Origin of the sequence: Algoriphagus ornithinivorans (genome assembly GCF_900115305.1) — a bacterium.
GTDB lineage: Bacteria > Bacteroidota > Bacteroidia > Cytophagales > Cyclobacteriaceae > Algoriphagus > Algoriphagus ornithinivorans.
In genome coordinates this window covers 144825-169409 of the sequence record NZ_FOVW01000002.1, presented here as the reverse complement: position 1 = coordinate 169409, position 24585 = coordinate 144825, and the positions used below count along the sequence as shown (strand labels likewise).

The window sequence follows — 24585 nt, the reverse complement described above, 5'->3', positions numbered from 1 at the left end:
AGCATGAAAACCTCGCTAGCCATACCGGTACACAAGACAGCATCTTCCAGATTAGCGCAAACTGATTTTTCCAATTTGGTTTTTGGAAAAACCATCTCTGATCACATGTTTGTGGCAGATTATAAAAATGGAGAGTGGACTGACTTGAGAATTGAACCTTATGCACCATTACAGCTCAACCCTTCCAATGCCGCTCTTCATTATGGACAGTCCATTTTTGAAGGAATGAAAGCATATAAAAATGAAGAAGGTGAAATTTTGATTTTCCGAGCGGATGCTAACTGGAAAAGAATGAATGAATCGGCTGAAAGGATGTGCATGCCATCCTTGCCTGAAGAGGTCTTTATGGAGGGTATGCTTCAGCTTTTGGATTTGGATAGAGACTGGGTTCCGACTGCCAAAGGAGCCTCCCTTTATATCCGACCATTCATGTTTGCTACAGATGACTACATTGGTGTAAAACCATCTGACACCTATAAATTCATCATTTTCACCTGCCCAGTAGGAAATTATTACTCTAAGCCTGTTTCTGTAAAAGTAGAAACCAAGTTTACGAGAGCAACTGAAGGAGGAACGGGAGCTGCAAAAACAGCTGGAAACTATGCTGCTTCATTATATCCGGCCTTACAGGCACAAAAAGCTGGCTACGATCAACTACTCTGGACAGATGGTAAAAGCCATAGTAATATTGAAGAAAGTGGTACGATGAATGTAATGTTTAAAATAAACGGAACGCTCATTACAGCTCCACTTCACACGGGTACAATCCTGAAGGGAATTACAAGAAATTCAGTAGTTCAATTGGCAAATGACTGGAATCAGCCAATCGAAGAACGATTTTTAAGCGTTTCTGAGTTGAAAGAAGCTTTGGAAAATGGAACTTTGGAAGAAGCATTTGGAACGGGAACTGCGGCGACTATTGCTCATATTGCCAAAATCCATATTGATGGAAAAGATTATGTCTTGCCAGAAAAACCAGCAGATGCTTTTTCACACAAAGTTTTAGCCGCATTGGATGGCATTAAATATGGAAGCCAAAAAGATCCACACAATTGGATCATTAAATTATAAAAATAAAGGCCAGTTAACTTAACTGGCCTTTTTTATTCCTATACTCTTGCTCGGCTCAGTCGCATAGTCATACATCTCGGACCTCCCAACTTCGGGTTCTGTTGTCAGCCTGAGCGGAGTCGAAGGCAGTCCCCAATTATTCTGATCCCGACTACAGGTCACTAGCCGCTAAAGGTCACATAAATTAATAGTCACTTTTTTATCCCTACACCCTAGCTCGGCTAAGTGGCATAGTCATACATCTCGGACCTCCCAAACCTCGGGATAATTCTGAGGAAGGAATTTCCAATACCTCCACTCCCATATTTCTTAAGGCTCTGTTGGTGTGAATGTTCCTATTATAGGATATCACTCTTCTTGGTCCAATAGCAAAAACATTAGCTCCATCAAACCATTGCTCACGCATAGAATAGTCTGGATTTCCATCTGCAGTTGCCAAAACCTCTAAATGAGGAATTTCCCTTTCCAAAACCGTTAACAGTGACTCCTTCAGAACTTCGCGTTTGATATGCACCTTATCATCCTGCACCTCCTTTAAAGTGTAAAGAGATGTTTGAAGGACAGCATTCATAGCATCAGGATATGTCAGCACCAGGTTTTCATCTAAAACGGTGAAAACTGTGTCCAAATGCATATAATTTCGCTTTTCAGGCAAGTGAACCTCATAAACCCTTTTCACAGATCCCTCTGCCAGAAGAGCTTTGGCTGCATGGTAAATTGCCTTTTCATCGGTCCGCTCAGAGTTCCCTATAGCTACTGCCTCATGGGATAAGACTATGACATCTCCCCCTTCAATACTTGGAGGATTATCATGACCATTGATGGGGTATAATTTATTGACGTGGTCTTTGAACTCCGGGTGATTTTCAAAAACGGTCCTTAACAAATTTGCTTCTCTCTGTCTACCTTCCATTTTCATGGAAGAAAAAATAATCCCGCCCGGAGTGAGTGCCATAGGATCTCTTTGAAAATACAAATTAGGACAAGGAGTTATCACAAAAGCATAATCCAAAAGTTCTCCCTGATTCAAGTTTGGGATTTTTCTTTTCAATTCATGCACTTTTAAGCCTGCTGTCAAAATCCCTGCACATTCAGCTGTAGAATATCGCTCCAAAATATCCTCAGCCAAATGAACCATGTTGGATCGTCTGAGAGATTCCCTCATCAATCTCAGCAATATCTCCCCGTCATATAATACGCGGATTAACAATTCTCTGAGTTGGTAAACCGTAGCTCCGGTTGATTCTTTAATTAAATTGGAAAAAACGTCATGTTCTTTTTGCAATGCCTCTAAGTAAGGAACATCTTCAAATAGTAAAAAGTCTTTGTTATAGGGAGTTAGCCTATCAATTTCCTTTCCCGGCCTATGCATCAACACTGCCCTGAGAGTTCCAAACTCCGAGTTTAATCTTAAATTCATTTATCAATATTTCATTAAATGACTCACTTTATTAAAATTTATCAATGATATCATCAATTTTAATAAAAAATTATCAAAATTTTAAGACTTCCTGATTTTATCGTAAAACTTAAAATCCCCTTGATATGGCTTGCTTTTAAAATCTTTTTGGCGTTTTTTCCGTTCTTTCAATCATACAATCAACCATCATCCCATGACCATGAGTCGACCATATAGAAATTTACTGTTTTTTTTAGGATTACTAATCTTCAGTTCTTGTCAATCCACAGCTCAGATAAACAAGGTAATCCAACAAACCTTAGGTACACCGAATAATTCTGAAATTGCAACGGGGCTGAAAGAGGCTTTGGAAAAAGGAACCGGAGTTAGTACAGAGCGATTATCTGCCGTTGACGGGTATTTTAAAAATCCTGATGTGAAGATTCTATTTCCTGAAGAGGCCAAAAATGTTGAAAAAACACTTCGATCAATCGGCTTGGGCTCAGTTTGCGATCAAGCTATTGAAAGCTTGAACAAAGCCGCAGAGGAAGCAGCTAAGGAAGCTAAACCCATTTTTACCGCGGCTATTAAGCAGATGACCTTGCAGGATGTCCGGGGAATCTTATTGGGAGAAAATGATGCGGCAACTCAGTATTTCGCGCGAACCACCAGTCAGGAGCTTACTAAGAAATTTTCACCTATAATTAATAGCAGCCTACAAAAAGTGAACGCTACCAACTATTGGTCTGATGTGATGACTCAGTACAACAAGATTCCTTTAGTAAAACCTGTTAATACCGACTTGACTGCTTATGTTACCCAGAAAGCTATAGATGGCTTATTTGTAGAAATCGCCAAAGAAGAATACAAAATCCGAGAATTAGTAACTGAGAGAACCAGTCCTCTACTTCTTAAAGTTTTTAGCTACGCCGAGAGGGAAAAAGAAGCACGTAAAAAAGATAATACAGGATTATAAACAAAGACCCCGGCAATCAGAAATTGACCGGGGTCTTTTATTTATTCAATAATATGGATATCCGCCTTCTTACCTGAATTGACAAAAATATGGCTTATTGTCTGCTGAAAGGATCAGAATCCAGAAGCTTCCGTCTTCGGTCATCGGTCTTCCAACCTGTCAAGCAAGGAAAATAAGGCAACTGGCATGATTGCGGATAATCAGGTTCAATAATAAAGAGAACTACTCTGCCAAATCAATAAAAAGGTTTTCCCCTTCTTTTCGAACAGATACCACTCCTTTTTTGCTTAAGCCTTTCATAGCAACATCCCATTTTTTATTACTCAATTCAGTCATACCCTTGATTTCAGGCAATAAGGCTGGCTGATTTCCCTTTACTAATTCAAAAATCATCTTTTCTTCCTCAGTCATTTCTACCTGCTTTTTCTCAGGTCTCATTTGAGGGAAGAATAAAACTTCCTGAATCGTAGTCTTATTAGTCAGCAACATGGTCAATCTATCGATTCCAATACCCAATCCTGAAGTAGGTGGCATTCCATATTCCAAAGATCTCAAGAAATCCTCATCCATGGCCATTGCCTCATCATCTCCTCTTTCGGCTAGTTTCAACTGGTCTTCAAATCTCTCTCGCTGATCAATTGGATCATTTAATTCCGTGTAGGCGTTAGCTATTTCTTTTCCATTCACGAACAATTCAAATCGCTCCACCAAGCCCGGTTCAGTTCTGTGCTTTTTCGCCAACGGAGTCATTTCAATTGGGTAGTCAGTGATATAAGTTGGCTGAACTAAGTGTTCCTCAACTTTTTCTCCGAAAATCTCATCAATCAGCTTGCCCTTGCCCATAGAATCATCTACTTCAATGCCTAGCTCAGTACAAACTTTTCGGAGTTCTTCTTCTCCCATTTTACTCACGTCGATACCAGCATATTCCTTAATCGAATCGTACATTGTCAAACGACGGTATGGACCTGCAAAATCAATTTCCTTCTCTCCTACTTTGACTTTGGTATCTCCGTGAATCGCTAGGGTAACTTTTTCAAGAAGATCTTCCACCATTTCCATCATCCAGATGTAATCCTTGTAGGCTACATAGATTTCCATTGATGTAAACTCCGGATTGTGAGTTCGGTCCATTCCTTCATTACGGAACATTTTCCCAAACTCATAAACTCCATCAAAGCCACCAACAATCAACCTCTTTAAATAAAGTTCATTGGCAATTCTCAAAAACAGAGGCATGTCCAGCGTATTATGATGAGTCTGGAAAGGTCTTGCAGCAGCACCACCATGAACAGCCTGAAGAATAGGAGTTTCTACCTCCAACCATCCGTGATCATCAAAATATCTACGCATGGTAGAAATAATTTTGGATCTGGTGATGAAAGTTTGCTTCACTTCTGGATTGACAGTCAAATCAACATAGCGTTGTCTATAGCGCATTTCAGGATCTGTAAATCCGTCGTAGACATTCCCTTCTTCGTCTCTTTTAACTACAGGTAATGGCTTAACGGATTTAGAAAGAACCTTCAATTCAGTGACATGAAGGGAAATCTCTCCAGTTTGAGTAGTAAAAATATATCCCTTAACTCCTATAAAATCTCCTATACCCAATAGCTTTTTGAATACACTATTGTAAAGTGTTTTATCCTCTCCCGGACAGATATCATCCCTTCTTACATAAATCTGTAACCTTCCAGTAGAATCCTGAATCTCAGCAAATGAAGCTGAGCCCATGATTCTCTTGGTCATCAATCGACCAGCAATTGAGATATCTTTGTAGTCGGTTTTATGATTTTCGTAATTTTTATGAATATCCTCTGAAGTGACATTGATTGAGAAAGCTTCAGCTGGGTAAGGGTTTATCCCTAATTGCATCAGCTCTTCCCTGTCTTTTCTTCGTTCGATTTCCTGTTCACTCAAAAGTTGCATGGTATAGATTTGAGAGTTCTAATTTTTATTTTATTCCTTGACTATTCTTTTTCAGCCTTCTGGTTTCAGCTTTCAAACTTCACACTTTTAATTCCTCTTTCTTCTTTTCATTTCCCTTTTCACCAGCTCAAACTCCCTGCTGCTTTGTCCAGCTATGGAACTGTTTTCTGCTGCTCTTCTGGTTAGATATGGCATCACTTTTTCTACAGGGCCGTAAGGAACATATTTTACCACCCTATATCCCGAGTTAGCCAGATTAAAGGAAATATTATCACTCATCCCATAAAGTTGAGAGAAGAAAACTCGGTCTGACTTAGGGTCTATCCCATTGAGGTTCATCAAATCTATCAGTTGAAGGCTACTTTTTTCATTATGGGTAGCACAAACCAGATAAATCCCGTTCTCAACACAATAAGCGATGGCTGCATCATAATCCCTGTCAGTGGCTGCCTTATTAGGTTGAATCGGATCAGGATAACCCATCTCCTCTGCCCTTTCCCGCTCCTTTTCCATATAGGCACCTCTTACAGGTTTGGCGCCCAACAAATAGCCTTTTTCTTGAGCTACCAAATGAGCTTTTTGCAATCTTGACAAAGAGTCATGCCTATACATTTGATAGGTGTTATAGACTACACAACGGTCCTGATTGTATTTTTCCATGGCCTCATAGGCCAAATCATCTATAACGTTTTGGAACCAAGATTCTTCTGCATCCACAAGAATCCTTAATCCCAAGTCATGAGCAGCTTTGCAAAGTTTATCCACCCTAGCTTTCATCCTATCAAAAGCAGCTTGCTCTTCTTTACTTAACTTTTCCCCATCCTGGATTTTGATCATGATATGATAATCTCCCAGTCCGGTTACCTTAAATACACCGAAAGGCATGTAAGCGGTTTTGGCTGATTCGACCAAAGTCTGATAAATCTCCTCCGTAGTTTTATCAAAGCTGGCTTCATCTCCTTTTCCCTCTACCGAAAGATCGAGAATAGACTCTACCCCGTATTCCGCCAACTTTTTACAAGCTTGAATGGACTCCTTGATAGTTTCTCCTCCACAAAAATGACCAAACATGGTCTTTTTCATGATACCTTTGACCGGAAGTTTGAGTTTAAAGGCCAAATTTGCTAATCCAATACCCAGATCGGAGATCAGATTATTATTGAGGGTTGCGAAAATCAAATACATTTTACGCAATTCAGCATCGCTCTTGGAAGCGAAGGCTACTTCTAGATTCTCGAAAGAAATTTTGGGTTTTACTGGCATATTGCTCAAATAAAGGTGCAAAGATATTAAAAAAACCTCTTCAGCAGATGATTTGTTGGGATATTTGGGCGGAATCTGATACTGAAAAAATCAAAAAATCAGGAAATTAAACCTAGTCGACCCTACTTGAGTTTTAAAGAACAAAAACCCGAATACTTTGGAAACCCTTTTCAATAAAAATTCCCATTCAAAGCCCTTAATTATTGCAGGTCCATGCAGCATAGAAACCCCCGAACAACTGGATAATACTGTTCAGGAATTGGTATCTCAAGGCATCAACTTAATACGCGGAGGTGTATGGAAACCAAGGACAAGACCAGGGAGTTTCGAGGGCTTAGGATCCATTGCCCTTCCTTGGATCCAGGAAATCAAAAATAAATACCCAGTCAAATTTGCGATAGAGGTTGCCTCTGCCCAACATGTTGAGGAAGCTCTGGCTCATGAAATTGATATACTCTGGGTTGGAGCAAGATCCACAGTTAATCCATTTACCGTTCAGGAAATAGCCGAAAGTCTCAAAGGAGTTAATATTCCGGTGATGATTAAAAATCCTGTCAATCCAGATTTAAGCCTTTGGATTGGAGCGGTAGAGCGATTCCAAAAAATTGGGATTCAAGATCTGGCAGTAATACATAGAGGTTTTTCAAATTTTAGGGATCAAATTCACCGTAACTCCCCTCTTTGGCAGATCCCAATTGAATTCAGAACTCATTTCCCTGATTTGATGATGATCAATGATCCAAGTCATATCTCAGGAAAGAGAGACCTAGTTCCCATCATTGCTCAGAAGGCTCTTGATTTAAATTTTGATGGCTTGATCATTGAGTCCCATTGTAATCCAGATCAAGCTTGGTCCGACGCTGCCCAACAATTAACTCCTAAAAATCTGGAATTCATGCTTTCTCAGCTGAAAACCAGAAAGGTGAAATTTGAAGCTGCAGAAATGCTCAATCAATTGGCAGAAATAAGAAGTCAGATTGATCAAGCAGATCATGACCTATTAGAAGCTTTGCACAGAAGAATGCAATTGGTAGAAAAAATAGGTGAATACAAAAAACTCAATAACGTAGCCGTATTGCAGATGGAGCGTTGGAAAGAGATTTTCGATAGCCGACCTAAGTGGGGAGAATCCTTAGGATTGAACCCAGAATTGATTCAGGAGATTTTCGGAATTCTGCATCAAGAGTCTATTCGGACCCAAACAGAAATTTTGGATAAAATAGAATCAAACAATTGAAGCAAGTGACATAATGAAAGGAAGTATTCTTTTATTTGTTGAAAAATTATTTTTCAATATATAATTCCGTTAGAATATTCATTAGCAATTAATTATTCTGAATCCATTCTATATTTTCATCTCATTTGAAATAAATGCAAAGAAGAGCCCTTCACTTTACATATTTGATAATCAATTGGTGAAAAAAATATTTTGCAATTAAAATTCCTCCGCTTACATTTACAGCATGTTAATCACAGCAGCGATCTATTTTACTTTCTTTTACTTTTACTTTCGAATGAAAAATCGAATCGGAGCTGTGTATTGTCTAGCCAAAAACTAAAAGAAAATAAATATCACAAAAGCCCGATTCGAAAGAGTCGGGCTTTTTTCATTTAAACGCTCAAGCCGTATGAAACCACACAAGCAAATCAAAGATTGGGGATTGGGACTAAGCTCCCCTTTGATCATCGCAGGACCTTGTTCTGCAGAAACTCCAGAGCAAATCGAACAGATCTGTAAGGAGATGAAAGAAGAAAACACTGTTCCTCAATTATTTAGAGCAGGAATCTGGAAGCCTAGAACAAGACCGGGATCATTCGAAGGAGTCGGGGAAGAAGGATTAAAATGGATGGAGATCGTCCGACATCACCTCAATATTCCTATTACAGTGGAAGTTGGAAATGCTGCACATGCTGAACTGGCACTGAAGCATAAAGTAGATGTATTGTGGATTGGAGCTCGTACCACAGTTAATCCATTCGCGGTTCAGGAGATTGCTGAAGCATTGAGAGGCTCGGACGTTCCTGTCATGGTCAAAAACCCAATGAATCCTGATCTAGACCTATGGATGGGTGCTTTGGAAAGAATGCATGCAGTGGGTATTGACAAATTAGCCGCAATTCACAGAGGTTTCTCTGATGCTTATGATAAGCGCTTCAGAAACAAGCCTAATTGGTCAATGCCTATCCACCTTAAGCGCGTTTGGCAAGGAATGGAAGTAATCAATGATCCCTCCCACATTGTCGGAAGAAGAGATGGACTTCTTGAAGTTGCTCAAAGAGCTATGAACTTTGGTTTGGATGGACTGATGATAGAAACTCATCATGACCCTGACAAAGCCTGGTCTGATGCCAAGCAGCAAGTAACGCCAAAAGCTTTGAAGCAGATGATTCAATCAATTGACTTCAAAGAGCCTTTGGAAAATATGAAGCCTGACGAAAGGTTGCAGGATTTGAGAAGAGCAGTAGATCATTTAGATGACCAGCTATTAGATATTTTACAAGAAAGATTTGCTGTGATTGATCAGATTGGTACGCATAAAAGAGAGCATCACTTGACAGTATTCCAATCTAACAGATGGAAAGAAGTAATGGAAAGCAGAACTCAAAAAGGAGTGGCTAAGCAGTTGAGCGAAAAATTCATGAAAGAACTGCTTTATTGTATCCACGAAGAATCTGTGAAGAGACAGGAAAAACAACTTCGGGAAGCAGAGCCTCTCAAGAAATAACAAATACGGCTGAGCACCTTAAAGAAAGGGAAGAATCTACCCTTCCCTTTCTTAATTTGATGTACCTTTAGGTTTTAAACTTGAGTTTTGTGAATCCAATCATAATTGCGGAACAGCCATCTAAAAGTCTATCTGAGGCACTTTCTTCCCTTACATTTTCTTCCCTGTTTATCCTTACAGATGAAAACACCCAAGAATATTGTTTTCCTCTGATTAAAGATGTCTTGCCGGAATCTTATTTTCATTTCACATTTCCTGCGGGAGAAAAGCATAAAAACCTAGAAACCTGCGCTGAAATTTGGACAGAAATGACCGAGGCGGGCTTGGATAGAAAGGCTCTTGTCTTGAATTTGGGAGGAGGAGTGTTGGGAGATATGGGTGGTTTTTGCGCCAGTATTTACAAAAGGGGCATTCGATTTATCAATTTGCCTACTACCCTACTTTCTCAGGTAGATGCCAGTGTGGGAGGAAAATTAGGGGTTGACTTTGAAGGTCTCAAAAATCATCTGGGTGTCTTCAATGAACCTGAACTTGTTCTTATTTGCCCGCAATTTCTCAATACACTTCCTTCGAACGAATTAAGGTCAGGCTTTGCAGAAATCATCAAGCATGGACTTATTCGGGATAAAGAATATTTTGAAAATTTAGATTTTCAAAATTGGAAAGAAAATGACTGGAAGAGTCTGATTTCACATTCTGTGGAAATTAAAAAATCGGTTGTGCAAGAAGACCCCAAAGAAGCTGGCTTAAGGAAGATCCTCAATTTTGGGCATACCATAGGACATGCCTTAGAAACACATTTCCTGGATGGTTCAAACCACTTATTGCATGGAGAAGCTATAGCCGCAGGAATGATTTGCGAAGCTTGGTTGTCCGTCGAAAAATGTCAAATGTCTTCTGCCGATCTTGAGCAAATCACCCAGAATCTTTTGGAGGTATATGGAAAAATCAGACTCAATAAATCAGATTTTGAACCCGTATTGAACCTTTGTCTCCAAGACAAAAAAAATGAAGGAAAGGAGATTTTATTTTCCTTACTGGAAAAAATTGGAAGCTGCACCTTTAACGTTCCCGTGAACAAAAGCGAAATAGCAGCTGCCCTAACCTATTATCAAAACCTATAACCTATTTACCTTGCCAACTGACACTATGGAGCTACTAAAACTGAATCAGAAATCAGCTTTTACTCCCACCACTATCCCTCTTCCTTCCTCTAAAAGCGAATCTAATCGGGTTTTGATCATAGATGCTTTGACTGAAGGTCAAAACACTATAGAAAACCTTGCAGAAGCGAGAGATACGCAGACTATGATTCGCCTGCTTCAAACCAATCCTCCTGTTTATGATGTGTTGGATGCAGGTACTACCATGCGATTTCTAACAGCTTATGCTGCTGTCACCAATCAAAATAAAGTAATGACAGGAACGGCCAGAATGTGTCAAAGACCTATCGGAATTTTGGTTGACGCTTTGAGGGAAATTGGGGCTGAAATTCATTACATGAACGTGGAAGGTTATCCTCCTTTGGCGGTTCATGGACTTTCAGAGCAGACAAAATCTGCGGTAAAAATTCGAGGAGATGTGTCCAGTCAGTACATTTCCGCCATGTTGATGATTGCTCCTATATTACCTAAAGGACTGGAAATTGAGTTGGAAGGAAAAGTGGGAAGCCGCACCTATATCGAAATGACTTTGGAATTGATGGCCAAGTTCGGGATCAACTATACCTGGGAAAAAAATACCATTAAAGTTGAAAACCAAGCCTATCAGCCAACTCAATTCATGGTGGAGAGCGATTGGTCTGGGGCAAGTTATTGGTTTAGCCTATTAGCCTGTGCAGATTCTGGACAACTTTTTTTGAAAGGGTTGAAAGAAAATAGCCTTCAGGGAGATTCTAAAGTTGTGGAAATCATGTCCAAACTCGGCGTGAAAAGCAGCTTCCAAAAGGATGGTGTTTTGTTGGAAAAAATCCCTGTGGAGGGATTGGAAGAGTTTGACTTTACACATTGCCCAGATTTGGCTCAAACTGTAGCTGTTACCTGCGCAATCATTGGCCAAAATTCAAAATTCACGGGATTGGAAAGTCTTCGTATAAAGGAGACTGACAGAATTTATGCTTTACAGCAAGAATTAGCGAAGTTTAATGCTGAACTTAAGGAAATTGAGCCAGAAGTATTTCAGGTGATCCCATCTGTTACTATGCCACATGAGGTAAAAATTCACACCTATGATGATCATAGAATGGCGATGGCATTTATGCCTCTTTTGACAAAAACTCAAGTACTAATCGAGGATCCGGATGTGGTGAATAAAAGCTATCCTAGTTTCTGGAAGCACTGCCAGCTTGCCGGAATAGATCTTTCAAACCATGAGTCTTAAAATTGCCATTCAGGGAATCCCTGGTTCATTCCATCATCAGGTGGCCTTAAAGGCTTATGGAGATGAAGCTGAAATTCTTCCCTTCAATACTTTTGAAGCAGTGGCAAAATCCATTTCTCAGGGAGAAGCTGATTTTGGAGTGATGGCTATAGAGAATTCCATAGCTGGAGCTATTTTACCTAATTACGATCTCCTCGATCGGTATGAGCTATTTATAACTGACGAATTTTACTTGCCTATTTCTCATCAATTGATGGCCTTGCCTGGTCAGCAAATTGAAAAGATTAAGGAGGTTCGCTCCCACCCAATGGCTTTATTGCAGTGTAAAACATTTCTTGCCCAACATCCAAATATGAAGCAAGTAGATGATATAGATACAGCAACGGTAGCCAAAAGAATTAGCCAGGAGCAAAGTGAGGGCCTAGCCGCAATCGCTTCGGAAATAGCAGCAGAAATCTACGGATTGGAAATACTTGCAAGAGATATACAAACTGTTAAAAGCAATTTCACCCGCTTTATTTTATTGGCAAATAAGATCAATCCTTCAGATGAAGGATCGAACAAAGCCTCTTTCAAAGTAACCATCAAAAATGAGCAAGGGGGCCTCGCCCAATTACTCAGTATGCTGGCTTATAAAGGTTTGGACTTAAGTAAAATTCAATCTATTCCTGTCATTGAAAAACCTTGGGAATATTCCTTTTTCATTGATGCAGTTTTTACGAATTATGAAAATTATCGGGATGCGATGAATCTTATCCAAAGGGATTTTGGGGATGTTAAAATTTTTGGAGAATACAGGAGCAGAAAATAATGAAGGGATTTGCAAAGCGCATAGAGGAGGTACAGGAATACTATTTTTCCGCCAAGCTCAAAGAAGTCAATCAAATGATTTCAGATGGGAAACCCATTATCAATTTGGGCATAGGAAGTCCTGATCTGGCTCCAGCCAAAGAAGTAATTCAAGCCCTAAACCATACAGCAGAAAATTCGCAATCTCATGGATATCAAGCTTATCAGGGAATCCCTGAGCTTAGGGTGGCCATGGCTGAATTTTATCAACGAGAGTTTCGTGTAAGGTTAAATCCACAGACTGAAATTCTTCCTTTGATGGGTTCAAAGGAAGGTATTATGCATATCAGCATGACTTTCTTAAATCCTGGGGATCAAGTGCTTATTCCAAATCCAGGATATCCCACTTACCGGAGTGTTACCCAATTGTTGGAAGCTGAACCCATATTTTATGAGTTGGATGAGTCAGGAAATCCAAATTGGGATCAATTGAACTCTCTTGACTGTAGCAAAGTCAAGTTGATGTGGGTGAATTATCCTCAAATGCCAACCGGAGCCTTGGGAAGTCTGGAACTGTTTGAGAAATTAATTGCCTTTGCAAAGCAAAATCAGCTGATCCTGATCAACGATAATCCCTATTCGCACATTTTGAACCCTCAGCCAATCAGCTTATTGGAGGTATCAGGCGCCAAAGAAGTAGCGATGGAGCTTAACTCTCTGAGTAAAACTTTCAATATGCCGGGATGGAGGGTAGGCATGCTTTGCGGAAAAGAAGAATGGGTCAAAGCCGTCATGAAAGTCAAATCCAACATGGACTCCGGGATGTTTTTAGGAATTCAAAAAGGTGCCATTGCAGCGCTTAGGTTGGGAAAAAATTGGTTTCAGGATTTAAATGAGCTATACACAAACCGACGTAAGCTGGTTTGGAAGCTGGCAGACCTACTGGATTTATCTTATTCCAAGTCTAACGGTGGACTCTTTGTCTGGTGCAAAATTCCTGAAGGAAAATCAGCAGATGAATTGGTCGATTATCTATTATACGAGAAAAATATCTTTATCACGCCAGGAAAAATCTTTGGTTCAGGAGGAGAAAATTACGTGAGAATTTCCCTCTGTATGCCAGAGTTCAAAATTTTAGAGGCAATCAAACGAATCAAACCTTAAAATCATGAATAAAATACATATTGTAGGATTAGGACTTCTGGGAGGTTCTTTCGGACTTGGGGCCAGAAGAAAATTTCCTGAAATGACCATCACGGGAACAGATATTTCTACCCAAAATCAGAAAGATGCTTTGACTTTGGGAATCATTACTAAAGCCCAAGATAAGCCTGACCTAGACACTGATATTGTTATTCTAGCCACTCCTGCTGATACTTTGGGAGACTTGTTAATTCAAACTTTGGATAAGGTCGGTGAAAATACCTTGGTAATTGACTTAGGTTCTACCAAGTCCAAGCTTTGCCTTCAGTTGGCTGGTCATCCAAAAAGAAAGCAATATCTGGCAGGACACCCCATTGCCGGTACAGAGTATTCAGGACCCAAAGCAGCATTTGCAGATCTACTAGATAGAAAAGTCATGATCCTCTGCGAAATGGAGAAAACAGACCTCCACCTGAAAGAAAAGGCCTATGAGCTTTTTGATGCATTGAATCTTAAACTGAGATTTATGGATCCTGATGAACATGATCGTCACCTGGCCTTTGTTTCTCATTTGTCCCATATTTCCTCATTTATGCTAGGAAAAACTGTTCTTCAAAAAATGGAGGATGAAAAAAACATATTCGATATGGCAGGATCGGGTTTCGCTTCTACAGTTAGACTTGCCAAATCAAGTCCGGCAATGTGGGCTCCTATCCTTACTGAAAACAAGGATAATATTTTAGCATCCTTGGATGGCTATATTTCAAATTTGACCGCTTTAAGGGAGAAAATAGCTTCTTCCGATGGAGAGGGTATTTACAAAGAATTGGAAGAGATTAACAAAATCCGGGATATTCTGGATTTGGGAAGATAAGCTCTATTCTATCCAATTATCAAACCAGGACAATCTCCTGGTTTTTTTATTGATAAAAGGTATTGAGAGAGCCAATGTGAAATTGTAAATTCAGTCACTAAAATAAACCTATGAAACCTACCCTACTATTGATAATCGGCTTATTCTTTGGCTTAGGAGTACATGCCCAAAGTTCTTGGGAAAATATAGCAGTCCAGGGAGAAGCCATGACCAGGCATGAAAATTCATTTGTAGAATGTGAAGGAAAACTATATGCCTTGGGAGGAAGAGGTATTCGCTCGGTAGACCAATTTGACCCCAAGACTCAAAAATGGCAGAAATATGCTGACGCCCCCATGGAAATCAGCCACTTTCAAGCTGTGAGTCTTAATGGAGAAATCTGGGTTATCGGGGCATTTACAGGATCTTATCCGCATGAAACTCCAATTCCTACAGCATTGATTTTTAATCCTCAAACAAGAAAGTGGAGAGAAGGCCCCAAATTACCCATGGGAAGGGAAAGGGGATCAGCAGGCGTAGTGGTAAAAGATGGCTTGATTTATATGGTAGGGGGAATTCAAGATGGACACTATGAAGGATTTGTTCCTTGGTTTGACGTACTAAATCCAAAAACAGGAAAATGGGAAGTCCTGCCAGATGCACCTAGGGCCAGAGATCACATCAGTGCTGCTATGGTAGGCGATAAATTGTATTTGGCAGGCGGAAGGACTTCCCATGCCGCTATTAGCAAAGTGTTGGAAACTACCATTGAAGAAGTGGATTACTTTGATTTCAAACAAGGAAAATGGATAAGTGACATCACACAAATCCCAACACCGAGAGCAGGAAACTCTAACTTGGGAATAGGAAAGTACTTGGTGGTTATGAATGGGGAAAGCGCTGCTCAAGTCCCAGCTCACGCAGAAGTGGAAGCATTAGATACTGAAACTAATCAATGGATCATACTCCCAAGCCTTAATCAGGGTAGACACGGAACTGGAGCCCTAATTTTTAAAGGAAAAATCTACGTGGCAGCTGGCTCCGCTAATCGAGGTGGAGGGCCTGAATTGAACACTTTGGAGATTTTGGATTGGAAAAAGGCCATTCAAAATTCAATTCAATAGCTGGGAACCTTTAGCTTGGAAAAGCTATTTTTGAATGGAAACAAACCAAGTATGAAAACACTAAAATTTAAAACCAATATCAATTGCGGTAACTGTCTTTCCAAAGTAAGTCCTATCCTGAATGCTGAATCTGGAATTGCTGAATGGAATGTTGATTTACAGGATACCGAAAAAACATTAACCGTTAAAACCGAGGATTTAAACCCTGAAGACATTAAAAAAACTGTGCTGAAATCTGGCTTTTTGGCCAACCCAAAGTAAGTTAAAGTACTGAAAATCAGATTTTATTAAGAATCACTTGAACTTTTGGTGGATATTTGCGTAGATTTGAGCTGTTGAAAAAATTTATTTCCATAGCGCTCTCATTGATTGTCCTATTCTCTTCTGTGGGAATGGCCAAAACCACGCATTTTTGTATGGGAGAGGAAATGGACAGTAAATTCAGCTTAGCCGCCAGTCATTTAGATTGTGGAATGGATAGTCCTAAATCCCACCAATCTCATGATGAAAAATCACATGTAGATCCAAGCGGATGCTGTGAGAACCTGAGTCAGCATTTACAGCTTGACGAAGAATCATCTGTTAAGAAATCAAATTCACAGGTAAATATCCACTTTGCCTTAGCCTTTATTGAGGTCTTTATATGGAATACCACAGTTTTTCCGCAGGAAGATCAAAGAGTAAATGATTATTACCCCCCTCCTATTGAACAGGATTATCAGATTCTGTTTCAAAGCTTTTTGATATAAAATTCATTCTTGCGGTTCTTCCGCTAAGTGCATGGACTTAATGTCCATTTGTATTTTCATTTCGCACAATTAGAATGAATTATGCTCAATTCCATCATAAAATATTTCCTAGAAAATAAGCTAGTTACCGTGCTTTTGCTTCTCCTAATAATTGCTTGGGGAGTAGCCACTGCACCTTTTAACTGGAACATCGGTATTCTACCACGGGACCCAGTTCCTGTAGATGCCATCCCGGATATCGGAGAAAACCAACAAATAGTCTTTACTGAATGGATGGGAAGATCTCCTCAGGATGTTGAAGATCAAATTACTTATCCACTTACCACCTCTTTATTAGGACTTCCCGGAGTTAAGAGTGTTCGCTCTAGCTCAGCATTTGGCTTTTCCAGCATCTATATCATCTTTGAAGAAGATATTGAGTTTTACTGGAGTAGGTCCAGAGTATTAGAAAAACTCAATTCATTACCCGCAGGTCTATTGCCTGAAGGCGTACAGCCTAAATTGGGCCCGGACGCAACTGCATTAGGCCAGGTTTATTGGTATACCTTAGAAGGAAGAGATCCTGAAGGCAATCCTGTAGGAGGCTGGGATCTTCACGAACTTCGAACCATTCAGGATTATTATGTCAGATATGCGCTGACATCTGTTGCAGGCGTATCAGAAGTTGCCTCTGTTGGCGGATATATCAAAGAATATCAAGTAGATGTAGATCCAGCTGCTCTAAAAGCTAATGGCGTTAGCCTGATGGATGTAATGGAGGCGGTGAGAAAATCCAACTTGGATGTTTCTGCCAATACCATCGAAGTCAATCGGGTGGATTATTTTATCCGTGGATTAGGATATGTGGAAGAACTTTCTGATTTGGATCAGGCTGTAGTCAAAGTGACCAACAACGTTCCAATTAGAATCCAGGATGTTGCACGGGTTAATATTGGCCCTCAGCCCAGAAATATGGGCGGAATCTTGGACAAATCCGGAGCTGAAGCTGTAGGCGGAGTTGTCATTGCTAGGTATGGTGACAATCCACTGGAAGTAATTGAAGGAGTAAAAGCAGAAATTGAAAAGCTTTCTGAGGGTTTACCTAGCAAGACATTAGCTGATGGCACGTTTTCAAAGGTTACATTGGTTCCATTTTATGACAGAACGGGCCTAATCTATGAAACGCTGGGGACACTCTATGAAGCTATTTCACTTCAAATCCTGATAACCATCATTGTCATTATAGTGATGGTGTATAATCTAAGAGCCTCTTTATTGGTTTCAGCATTGCTTCCATTAGCTGTATTGATGTGCTTTATTTTCATGAAGTACTTTGGAGTGGATGCCAATATTGTTGCTTTATCCGGTATAGCTATTGCCATTGGTACCATGGTGGATTTGGGAATCATTCTCAATGAAAATATACTCAGGCATCTGGAGCAGGCACCTGAGGGCAAAAGCAAATTGAAGATCGTTTATGAAGCAACAGCTGAAGTTTCAGGAGCAATTCTGACAGCAGTTAGTACTACGATCATCAGCTTTTTACCGGTATTTACACTTCAGGCTGCAGAAGGAAAGCTTTTTGGACCATTGGCTTACACCAAATCATTCGCATTGGTTGCTGCATTGATTTTCACGCTTTTGATCATGCCGGCATTTTCGCATTGGTTCTTCTCATTCAAAGGCTATAAAGGAAAGTTAAGCAGGTACTTTAATTATGCCTTGGTTTTGCTCGGTCTGGTGATCGCTTGGACTGTTTGGGCATGGGGAGGTTGGGTTCTGGTTGGATATGGACTGGTTCATACTCTTGCTTTTCATTTCCCTGAAAAGATAGAGCCCAGAAAGAAATTTCTGATTATAGCAGTAACCTTGATAGCTGTAGCAGGACTTTTGACAACAGAGTGGATGCCTTTAGGCGTGAGCAACAGCACTTTTGTCAACTTCCTGTTTATTGGTCTCCTTTTACTTCTGGTTTTAGGAGGATTCTCTCTATTCATAAAAGCCTATCCAAGACTCCTTACCTGGTGTTTAAACAATAAGAAGACATTCTTAATTTTCCCTGCGCTAGTAATCACCACGGCCGCCAGTATTTGGTTGGGATTCAATACGGTTTTTGGATTCATTCCTAAAACATTTGACCAAATTGGATGGAATATTCGCACCAGTTCAGTTTGGTCTGGATTAAGCCATACATTTCCTGGTTTAGGGGAAGAATTTATGCCCTCTTTGAATGAAGGTTCATTCCTTTTGATGCCAACCACAATGCCTCATTCTGGAGTTCAGGAAAACAAGGAGGTACTCCAAAAACTGGATATGTTAGTAACGGCCATTCCAGAAGTGGAATTAGTAGTTGGAAAAGCGGGTAGAGCCGAAACTGCCATCGACCCTGCTCCTATTTCCATGTTTGAAAATACCATCAATTACAAGAGCGAGTATGCGACAGACATCAATGGAAACAGGATCAGATATAAGGTCAATAAGGATGGGCATTATGAATTGAAAAACGGACTCTTTCATGATCCAGAGAATTCAGAACCTCATTTGATCAACACTTCACAGTTGATACCAGATGATGATGGAAAATACTTCAGACAATGGAGAAAAGAAATCAAAAGTCCTGATGATATCTGGGATGAAATTGTAGGGGTAATTAATATTCCTGGAGTCACCTCTTCTCCTAAGCTTCAACCCATCGAAACCCGCTTAGTCATGCTACAAACTGGCATGAGAGCTCCCATGGGAATAAAAGTATATGGACCTGATTTACAAACCATTGAAGAGTTTGGATTAAAGTTAGAAAACTATCTCAAAGAGGTTCCTTCTGTCAAAAGTGAAGCGGTATTCGCAGACAGAATAGTTGGTAAGCCTTATCTGGAATTGGACATCAATCGAGAGCAAATTTCCCGATATGGAATGAACGTGGTCGATGTGCAGGACTTTATTGAGACCGCTATTGGAGGGATGAAATTGAGTACTACGGTTGAAGGAAGAGAACGCTTCCCAATACGTGTTCGATATGCCCGCGAATTCCGCGATGATCCTGATGCCATTGCCAATCTTCAAGTTCCGACCCCAATGGGAAATTATATTCCTTTGGGGCAATTGGTTGATATTACCTACAGACCCGGACCGGATATGATACGGGGTGAAAACTCCTTCTTGGTAGGATATGTCTTATTGGATAAGAAACCTGGTTTTGCTGAAGTGAGTGTAGTAGAAGATGCCCAGCGCTATCTGAAAAGCAAAATTGATTCTGGAGAATTAGTGGTTCCTTCCGGAGTTAGGTATCAATTTTCAGGAAGCTATGAAAATCAAATCAGGGCAGAAAAAAGGCTTTCCATTGTTGTTCCTTTATCCCTCATCATCATATTTCTCATTCTCTATTTCCAATTTAGAGCGGTATCCACCACGCTTTTTGTCTTTACAGGAATTGCAATGGCTTTTTCTGGAGGCTTTTGGATGATATGGTTGTATGGTCAGGAATGGTTTATGGACTTCTCTCTATTGGGAACTAACATGCGGGATTTGTTCCAAATGAAAGTGTACAACTTATCCGTTGCGGTTTGGGTAGGGTTCATTGCCCTGTTTGGAATTGCAACTGATGATGGGGTCGTGGTTGCCTCGTATTTAGATCAAAGCTTTAAAAGCAATACTCCAAAATCAGCCCAAGAGGTAAGAGAAGCAGTATTGGAGGCTGGAAAAAGAAGGGTCCTTCCTTGCTTGATGACGACAGCTACTACCCTACTTGCTTTGGTACCGGTATTTACATCTACCGGTCGAGGTTCGGATATTATGATTCCTATGGCTATTCCTTCTTTGGGCGGAATGGTATTGGAGTTAACGACCGTATTTATAGTACCCACACTCTATTGCTGGTGGGCAGAAAGAAAGTTAAAAAACAATCCTACTGTTTTTGCAGAGGATGAAAATCAATAAGGATATGAGAAATTCAATCATTATAGTACTCATGTCATGCTGCATTACCTTTCCAGCCTGGACACAATCCTTGGATGATTATTTGGTAATAGCGGGAGAAAACAATCCCGAACTGAAAGCTTATTATCAAGAATACTTAGCTGCTATGGAAATTGCGCCTCAGGTTGGTAGCCTCCCAGATCCAGAATTGAGTGTGGGAATATTCCCTTCACCCATGGAGCGTTTTATGGGAAATCAGTTAGCTGATATCAGATTGATGCAAATGTTCCCTTGGTTTGGGATGCTGGCAACTCAAAAGGAAGAAGCTAAATACATGGCTCAAGCCAAATACAGCCTTTTCTTGAACGCCAAAAATCAGCTATTCTATCAAGTTAAAGATTCTTGGTACGAGCTCTATGCTATTCAGGAACAGATTAGGATCAGTCAGGAAAATTTAGAGTATTTAAAGAAATATGAAACGCTGGCACTAAGTAAATTCAGAGCTGCCTCTGCCGGGAATAGTCCCAAAAGCGCCATGCCCCAAAACTCAACTAATACTCAAACTGTAAGCTCTGGTTCTTCTGGGATGAGCTCTATGGGCAACTCTCAACCTATGTCCACCTCCAGTCCGCAAGCAATGAATTCAGGGATGAGCAATAATGGTATTGGAATGAGCGATGTGCTTCGTATTCGAATGCAAATCAGGGAACTGGAAAGTTCAATTGAAACCTTGAAGGATCAATTGACTCCTGTTCAAATTAAATTTAATAAACTATTAAACAGAGAAATCCAGGCTCCGATAGCCATTCCTGAGAAGTTGGAAGCAACTGCATTAATATGGGATAAAATGGTGGTTTTAGACAGCATAACTACTCAAAATCCCATGCTTCAAATGTATGAATCTGAACTATCAGCCTTGGATCAGCAAGAGAAAATGGCACGTTTAGATGGGAGGCCTATGTTTGGGGCCGGGGTAAATTATATGCCTTTTCAGCCCAGACCTGAAGGAAATATGGTGATGGGTGGAAATGATATGATCATGCCAATGGTGACTATGACCTTGCCTATTTACAGGAAAAAAACTCAATCGAGAATTAAAGAAACAAACTACCTGAAAGAAGCAACGGTATTGAGGAAAGAAAGGGAAAGCAATATGCTAGCAATGGAGTGGTCTATGGCTATCCGTGATCTAGAAGATGCTAATCGAAAAGTCAAACTTTATCAGGAACAAACAGAACTGGCCAATCAAACACTCAATTTGGTATTAACCTCTTTTACCTCTAATGGAAAAGACTTTGAGGAAGTATTGGCTACTCAGCAAATTTTACTCGATTATCAATTGAAAGCCATATTGGCAATTGTACAACAACATAAAAGTTTAGCCTTACTGGAATCCTTGGGAACCGGTAATCTATCTGGCTTAAATGACTAAAACATGAAAAAGCTACTTGAAAATAAATGGATAAAAATAGCAGGGCTGATTCTTTTGGGAGTGGCCTTGGGTTGGTTGGTCAAGCCAAGCGGGGAAACTTCACAGGAAGCTGGACATGATCATTTGGGAACTCTTACTGACCAATTATGGACATGCTCCATGCATCCCCAGATCAAATTGAACGAGCCAGGAGACTGCCCAATTTGTGGAATGGATTTGATTCCTGTTGCTTCTAATTCCTCCTCTGGAAATTCCAACCCACTAGCATTCGAAATGACTCCTGAGGCTGTTGCTATGGCTAATGTAAGCACGACTATAGTGGGAGGAACTGATGCAAAAGGTGACCTTTTTCTATCAGGTAAAATTCAGGCTGATGAGAGAGAAAATGCAGCGATAACTGCAAAGTTTCCTGGAAGGATTGAAAAACTTTATGTCACATTTACAGGAGAGCAGGTTAGAGTTGGGCAAAGGCTGGCAAGTATTTATTCACCGGAACTATTGACCGCACAGCGGGAATTGATCGAGGCTGTAAAAACAAAAGCCTCTTTTCCTGAATTATACCAAGCGGCAAAAGAAAAATTGAAGCTCTGGAAACTGAATGATGCCCAAATCTCAGAAATAGAAAAGTCAGGTCAAGTCAAAGATAAAATTGATATCCTCGCTGAATTTAGTGGTGTAGTAACCCAAAGAAATATTGCTGTGGGAGACTATGTTTCCACAGGACAAGTTCTATTCAATGTAGTGGATCTATCCAGACTTTGGGTGCTGATGGATGCTTATGAATCAGATCTCCCATTTATCAAGGTTGGAAATGAAGTCAATTTCAATGTGGCAGGTATCCCAGGCGAAAATTTTAAAGCCAAAGTCACATACATTGATCCGATGATAAACCCTAATACAAGGGCTGCTTCAATCAGAGCGGAGGTTTTGAATCGTCAAAGCAATCTTAAACCGGAGATGTTTGTCACAGCTAGAATTCAAAGTACTCAAAAAGGAAGTCAAGCCAAGCTTTCAATTCCCCGTACGGCTGTACTTTGGTCGGGAAAAAGATCAGTTGTTTACCTCAAAGTGCCTAATTCAGAAATTCCAACCTATGAAATGAGAGAAATCACCTTAGGTTCTCGGGTCGGAGATAATTATCAAATAGAATCCGGTTTACAAGCTGGAGAAGAAATCGTCACCAATGGTGTATTTGCCATTGATGCAGCAGCACAGCTTTCTGGAAACTTTAGTATGATGAATCGACCAGAAACCAGGTCTTTAGAAGTTTCTTCGGCCTTCCGTGATCAAATCACTCAAATTGCTGATGCTTACTTTAGAGTAAAAAATGGCTTGGTCTCCGACCAATTGAACCAGAGTCAAAAAGACTTGACTGAGGTAAAAAAAGCAGTTTCTCAAGTAGATATGAAGCTTGTAGAAGGTAAAGCCCATGATTCATGGATGAAAGTCCAGGCCCAGCTGAACGCGGCTGTTGGAAATATGGAAAAGGCCTCATCGATAGATGAAGCAAGGAAAGGCTTTTCCTCCCTATCTGAAGCTGTATTGGAAATGACTGAATTATTCGGATTGAATAAAGAGGCTGTATATAAAGACTATTGTCCTATGGCATTTGGGAATCAGGGAGCTTTTTGGCTTTCTGAAAGAAAAGATATTACCAACCCCTACTTTGGAGCTTCCATGCTCACATGTGGCGAGGTCAAGCAAACCTACCTAAAAGGTCAAGCGGTCTTGGCCACTGAACAATCGAAAACTACAATTTCAACATCTCATAATCATTAAATTAAAACTCATGACAAAAACAGGTTTATTTTCCCTAGCACTGGCTTTTGCCCTAATTTCTTGTTCTGGCTCGAAAACCGAAGAGTCTCAAGATTCAAGTGAAATGCAGGAAACTGAAGTTAGTCAAACAACTTCAGTTTCTAATAATTCTGGAACTTTAGGAATTATTGATGCTTATTTAGCTGTAAAAGATGCACTTGTGGCAGATAATTCGTCAGATGCTGCTGAAAAAAGCAAAGCTCTAACAGAAGCATTAAACGCTTATGATATTGCTTCTTCTCAGGGAGAAGACATTGAAGAATTGGAGAGAGTCCAAACTGAAGCTGCTCAATTTGCTTCCAATATTGCATCGGATGATATTGCTGTTCAGAGAGAAAGCTTCCAGGCATTAAGCGTATTGATGAAGGACTTTCTTAAAATTGCAGGTGCAGATAGAACCCTTTACCATCAATATTGCCCTATGTACAAAAACAACACCGGTGGAATGTGGTTAAGTGCCTCCTCAGATATCAAAAACCCGCTTTTTGGTAGTTCAATGCTAAATTGTGGAGCTGTGGAAGATACATTAACAGTGAACTTATAATTTCAAAGTGAGCCTTTGGGCTCACTTTTTATTTCCTACCCAATATGATCCGATTAATTCTTTTCTCTTTAGCCTGCTTTCTTTATTCATTAGAGGCTTATTCTCAAACCAAAGTTTTGGAACCTTTAAAAGTATCTCAAATCCGAGGTATCAATGTTTTTGGAAAACCTGTAGATAATCAAACCAGATGCGTCCACTGGCATTCCGAATTGGATGTGATAGCTATCAAGTTTAAGTGTTGCGAGAAGTACTACCCCTGCTTTTCCTGTCATGAAGAAGAGGCCGACCATACTCATCAAGTGTGGCCTAAAAAAGAGTTTGACCAAAAAGCCATCCTATGTGGTGTTTGTGGAACAGAGTTGAGTATCAAAGATTATATGAACTCCAACAATACCTGTCCCAATTGCCAGGCAGCTTTTAACCCTGGATGTAGTAAGCATTATCATTTGTATTTCGAAACATCTGAGAATAAATAGACCATATCTATTTAAATTTC

At 40.1% G+C, this 24585-nt stretch carries 20 protein-coding genes; 17 read left to right on the top strand and 3 right to left on the bottom strand.

All coding sequences use genetic code 11. The annotated features are described in order from the left end of the window. The first annotated feature begins 3 nt into the window (after window positions 1-3). The gene (locus BM073_RS02845; protein WP_091650067.1) at window positions 4-1071 is read left to right on the top strand and encodes a branched-chain amino acid aminotransferase; all 1068 of its coding nucleotides are present in this window, start codon (window positions 4-6) and stop codon (window positions 1069-1071) included. A gap of 205 nt (window positions 1072-1276) precedes the next feature. On the opposite strand, the gene BM073_RS02840 is transcribed toward BM073_RS02845, so the two are convergent. Continuing rightward, complete coding sequence (locus BM073_RS02840; RefSeq protein WP_091650065.1) at window positions 1277-2491, bottom strand: arginine deiminase; 1215 nt, start codon at window positions 2489-2491, stop codon at window positions 1277-1279. Window positions 2492-2684: 193 nt separating this feature from the next. Between BM073_RS02840 and BM073_RS02835 the strand changes: the two genes are divergently transcribed. After that, the gene (locus tag BM073_RS02835; protein ID WP_245756360.1) at window positions 2685-3446 is read left to right on the top strand and encodes a DUF4197 domain-containing protein; all 762 of its coding nucleotides are present in this window, start codon (window positions 2685-2687) and stop codon (window positions 3444-3446) included. Window positions 3447-3668: 222 nt separating this feature from the next. Here BM073_RS02835 and lysS read toward each other — a convergent pair whose 3' ends face one another. Continuing rightward, window positions 3669-5375, bottom strand: coding sequence for a lysine--tRNA ligase (gene lysS / locus BM073_RS02830; RefSeq protein WP_091650062.1), 1707 nt, complete (start codon window positions 5373-5375; stop codon window positions 3669-3671). Window positions 5376-5462: 87 nt separating this feature from the next. Next, a complete protein-coding gene (locus BM073_RS02825; protein WP_091650059.1) occupies window positions 5463-6638 on the bottom strand; it encodes a proline dehydrogenase family protein in 1176 nt (391 codons plus the stop codon). Between the two features lie 157 nt (window positions 6639-6795). Between BM073_RS02825 and BM073_RS02820 the strand changes: the two genes are divergently transcribed. From BM073_RS02820 to BM073_RS02750, 15 genes are all read left to right on the top strand, one after another. Next, on the top strand, window positions 6796-7875 hold the full coding sequence (locus BM073_RS02820) for a bifunctional 3-deoxy-7-phosphoheptulonate synthase/chorismate mutase type II (RefSeq protein WP_091650056.1): 1080 nt from the start codon (window positions 6796-6798) through the stop codon (window positions 7873-7875). A 391-nt stretch (window positions 7876-8266) separates the two neighbouring features. Next, window positions 8267-9364, top strand: coding sequence for a chorismate mutase (locus BM073_RS02815; protein WP_091650053.1), 1098 nt, complete (start codon window positions 8267-8269; stop codon window positions 9362-9364). An 89-nt stretch (window positions 9365-9453) separates the two neighbouring features. Then, complete coding sequence (aroB, locus tag BM073_RS02810) at window positions 9454-10488, top strand: 3-dehydroquinate synthase (RefSeq protein WP_091650050.1); 1035 nt, start codon at window positions 9454-9456, stop codon at window positions 10486-10488. Window positions 10489-10513: 25 nt separating this feature from the next. After that, entirely contained in the window at window positions 10514-11743 is a 1230-nt protein-coding gene (locus BM073_RS02805; RefSeq protein WP_091650047.1) for a 3-phosphoshikimate 1-carboxyvinyltransferase, read from the top strand. Then, window positions 11733-12554: a prephenate dehydratase gene (locus tag BM073_RS02800; RefSeq protein WP_091650045.1), complete on the top strand. Its 822-nt coding sequence runs from the start codon at window positions 11733-11735 to the stop codon at window positions 12552-12554. Before BM073_RS02805 ends, BM073_RS02800 begins: the two co-directional genes overlap by 11 nt. Further along, the gene (locus BM073_RS02795; protein ID WP_091650042.1) at window positions 12554-13696 is read left to right on the top strand and encodes a pyridoxal phosphate-dependent aminotransferase; all 1143 of its coding nucleotides are present in this window, start codon (window positions 12554-12556) and stop codon (window positions 13694-13696) included. The genes BM073_RS02800 and BM073_RS02795 overlap by 1 nt, the downstream gene beginning before the upstream one ends. A 4-nt stretch (window positions 13697-13700) precedes the next feature. Continuing rightward, window positions 13701-14549: a prephenate dehydrogenase gene (locus BM073_RS02790; protein ID WP_091650040.1), complete on the top strand. Its 849-nt coding sequence runs from the start codon at window positions 13701-13703 to the stop codon at window positions 14547-14549. Window positions 14550-14659: 110 nt separating this feature from the next. Further along, a complete protein-coding gene (locus BM073_RS02785) occupies window positions 14660-15652 on the top strand; it encodes a Kelch repeat-containing protein (protein WP_091650038.1) in 993 nt (330 codons plus the stop codon). A 51-nt stretch (window positions 15653-15703) separates the two neighbouring features. Continuing rightward, window positions 15704-15913, top strand: coding sequence for a heavy-metal-associated domain-containing protein (locus BM073_RS02780; RefSeq protein ID WP_091650035.1), 210 nt, complete (start codon window positions 15704-15706; stop codon window positions 15911-15913). A 74-nt stretch (window positions 15914-15987) separates the two neighbouring features. Then, complete coding sequence (locus BM073_RS02775; RefSeq protein ID WP_139217430.1) at window positions 15988-16401, top strand: HYC_CC_PP family protein; 414 nt, start codon at window positions 15988-15990, stop codon at window positions 16399-16401. An 81-nt stretch (window positions 16402-16482) separates the two neighbouring features. Beyond that, window positions 16483-20316: an efflux RND transporter permease subunit gene (locus BM073_RS02770; protein WP_091650030.1), complete on the top strand. Its 3834-nt coding sequence runs from the start codon at window positions 16483-16485 to the stop codon at window positions 20314-20316. A gap of 4 nt (window positions 20317-20320) precedes the next feature. After that, window positions 20321-21727 (top strand): TolC family protein, encoded by a 1407-nt coding sequence (locus BM073_RS02765; RefSeq protein WP_175557832.1) that lies wholly within the window; start codon window positions 20321-20323, stop codon window positions 21725-21727. 3 nt (window positions 21728-21730) lie between these two features. Beyond that, window positions 21731-23506, top strand: a complete 1776-nt coding sequence (locus BM073_RS02760; RefSeq protein WP_091650023.1) for an efflux RND transporter periplasmic adaptor subunit — start codon at window positions 21731-21733, stop codon at window positions 23504-23506. Between the two features lie 10 nt (window positions 23507-23516). Beyond that, entirely contained in the window at window positions 23517-24089 is a 573-nt protein-coding gene (locus BM073_RS02755) for a DUF3347 domain-containing protein (RefSeq protein WP_091650021.1), read from the top strand. Window positions 24090-24133: 44 nt separating this feature from the next. Then, a complete protein-coding gene (locus tag BM073_RS02750; RefSeq protein WP_091650018.1) occupies window positions 24134-24565 on the top strand; it encodes a CHY zinc finger protein in 432 nt (143 codons plus the stop codon). Window positions 24566-24585: the final 20 nt, after the last annotated feature.

Excerpts from the sequence above, each read along its gene's own strand:
- BM073_RS02765 (WP_175557832.1), top strand. The coding sequence starts at position 20,321 with ATGAGAAATTCAATCATTATAGTACTCATGTCATGCTGCATTACCTTT.
- BM073_RS02845 (WP_091650067.1), top strand. The coding sequence starts at position 4 with ATGAAAACCTCGCTAGCCATACCGGTACACAAGACAGCATCTTCCAGA.
- BM073_RS02780 (WP_091650035.1), top strand. The coding sequence starts at position 15,704 with ATGAAAACACTAAAATTTAAAACCAATATCAATTGCGGTAACTGTCTT.
- BM073_RS02785 (WP_091650038.1), top strand. The coding sequence starts at position 14,660 with ATGAAACCTACCCTACTATTGATAATCGGCTTATTCTTTGGCTTAGGA.
- BM073_RS02795 (WP_091650042.1), top strand. The coding sequence starts at position 12,554 with ATGAAGGGATTTGCAAAGCGCATAGAGGAGGTACAGGAATACTATTTT.
- BM073_RS02770 (WP_091650030.1), top strand. The coding sequence starts at position 16,483 with ATGCTCAATTCCATCATAAAATATTTCCTAGAAAATAAGCTAGTTACC.
- BM073_RS02835 (WP_245756360.1), top strand. The coding sequence starts at position 2,685 with ATGACCATGAGTCGACCATATAGAAATTTACTGTTTTTTTTAGGATTA.
- BM073_RS02750 (WP_091650018.1), top strand. The coding sequence starts at position 24,134 with ATGATCCGATTAATTCTTTTCTCTTTAGCCTGCTTTCTTTATTCATTA.
- BM073_RS02790 (WP_091650040.1), top strand. The coding sequence starts at position 13,701 with ATGAATAAAATACATATTGTAGGATTAGGACTTCTGGGAGGTTCTTTC.
- lysS (WP_091650062.1), bottom strand. The coding sequence starts at position 5,375 with ATGCAACTTTTGAGTGAACAGGAAATCGAACGAAGAAAAGACAGGGAA.
- BM073_RS02755 (WP_091650021.1), top strand. The coding sequence starts at position 23,517 with ATGACAAAAACAGGTTTATTTTCCCTAGCACTGGCTTTTGCCCTAATT.
- BM073_RS02815 (WP_091650053.1), top strand. The coding sequence starts at position 8,267 with ATGAAACCACACAAGCAAATCAAAGATTGGGGATTGGGACTAAGCTCC.
- BM073_RS02805 (WP_091650047.1), top strand. The coding sequence starts at position 10,514 with ATGGAGCTACTAAAACTGAATCAGAAATCAGCTTTTACTCCCACCACT.
- BM073_RS02840 (WP_091650065.1), bottom strand. The coding sequence starts at position 2,491 with ATGAATTTAAGATTAAACTCGGAGTTTGGAACTCTCAGGGCAGTGTTG.
- BM073_RS02760 (WP_091650023.1), top strand. The coding sequence starts at position 21,731 with ATGAAAAAGCTACTTGAAAATAAATGGATAAAAATAGCAGGGCTGATT.
- BM073_RS02825 (WP_091650059.1), bottom strand. The coding sequence starts at position 6,638 with ATGCCAGTAAAACCCAAAATTTCTTTCGAGAATCTAGAAGTAGCCTTC.
- BM073_RS02800 (WP_091650045.1), top strand. The coding sequence starts at position 11,733 with ATGAGTCTTAAAATTGCCATTCAGGGAATCCCTGGTTCATTCCATCAT.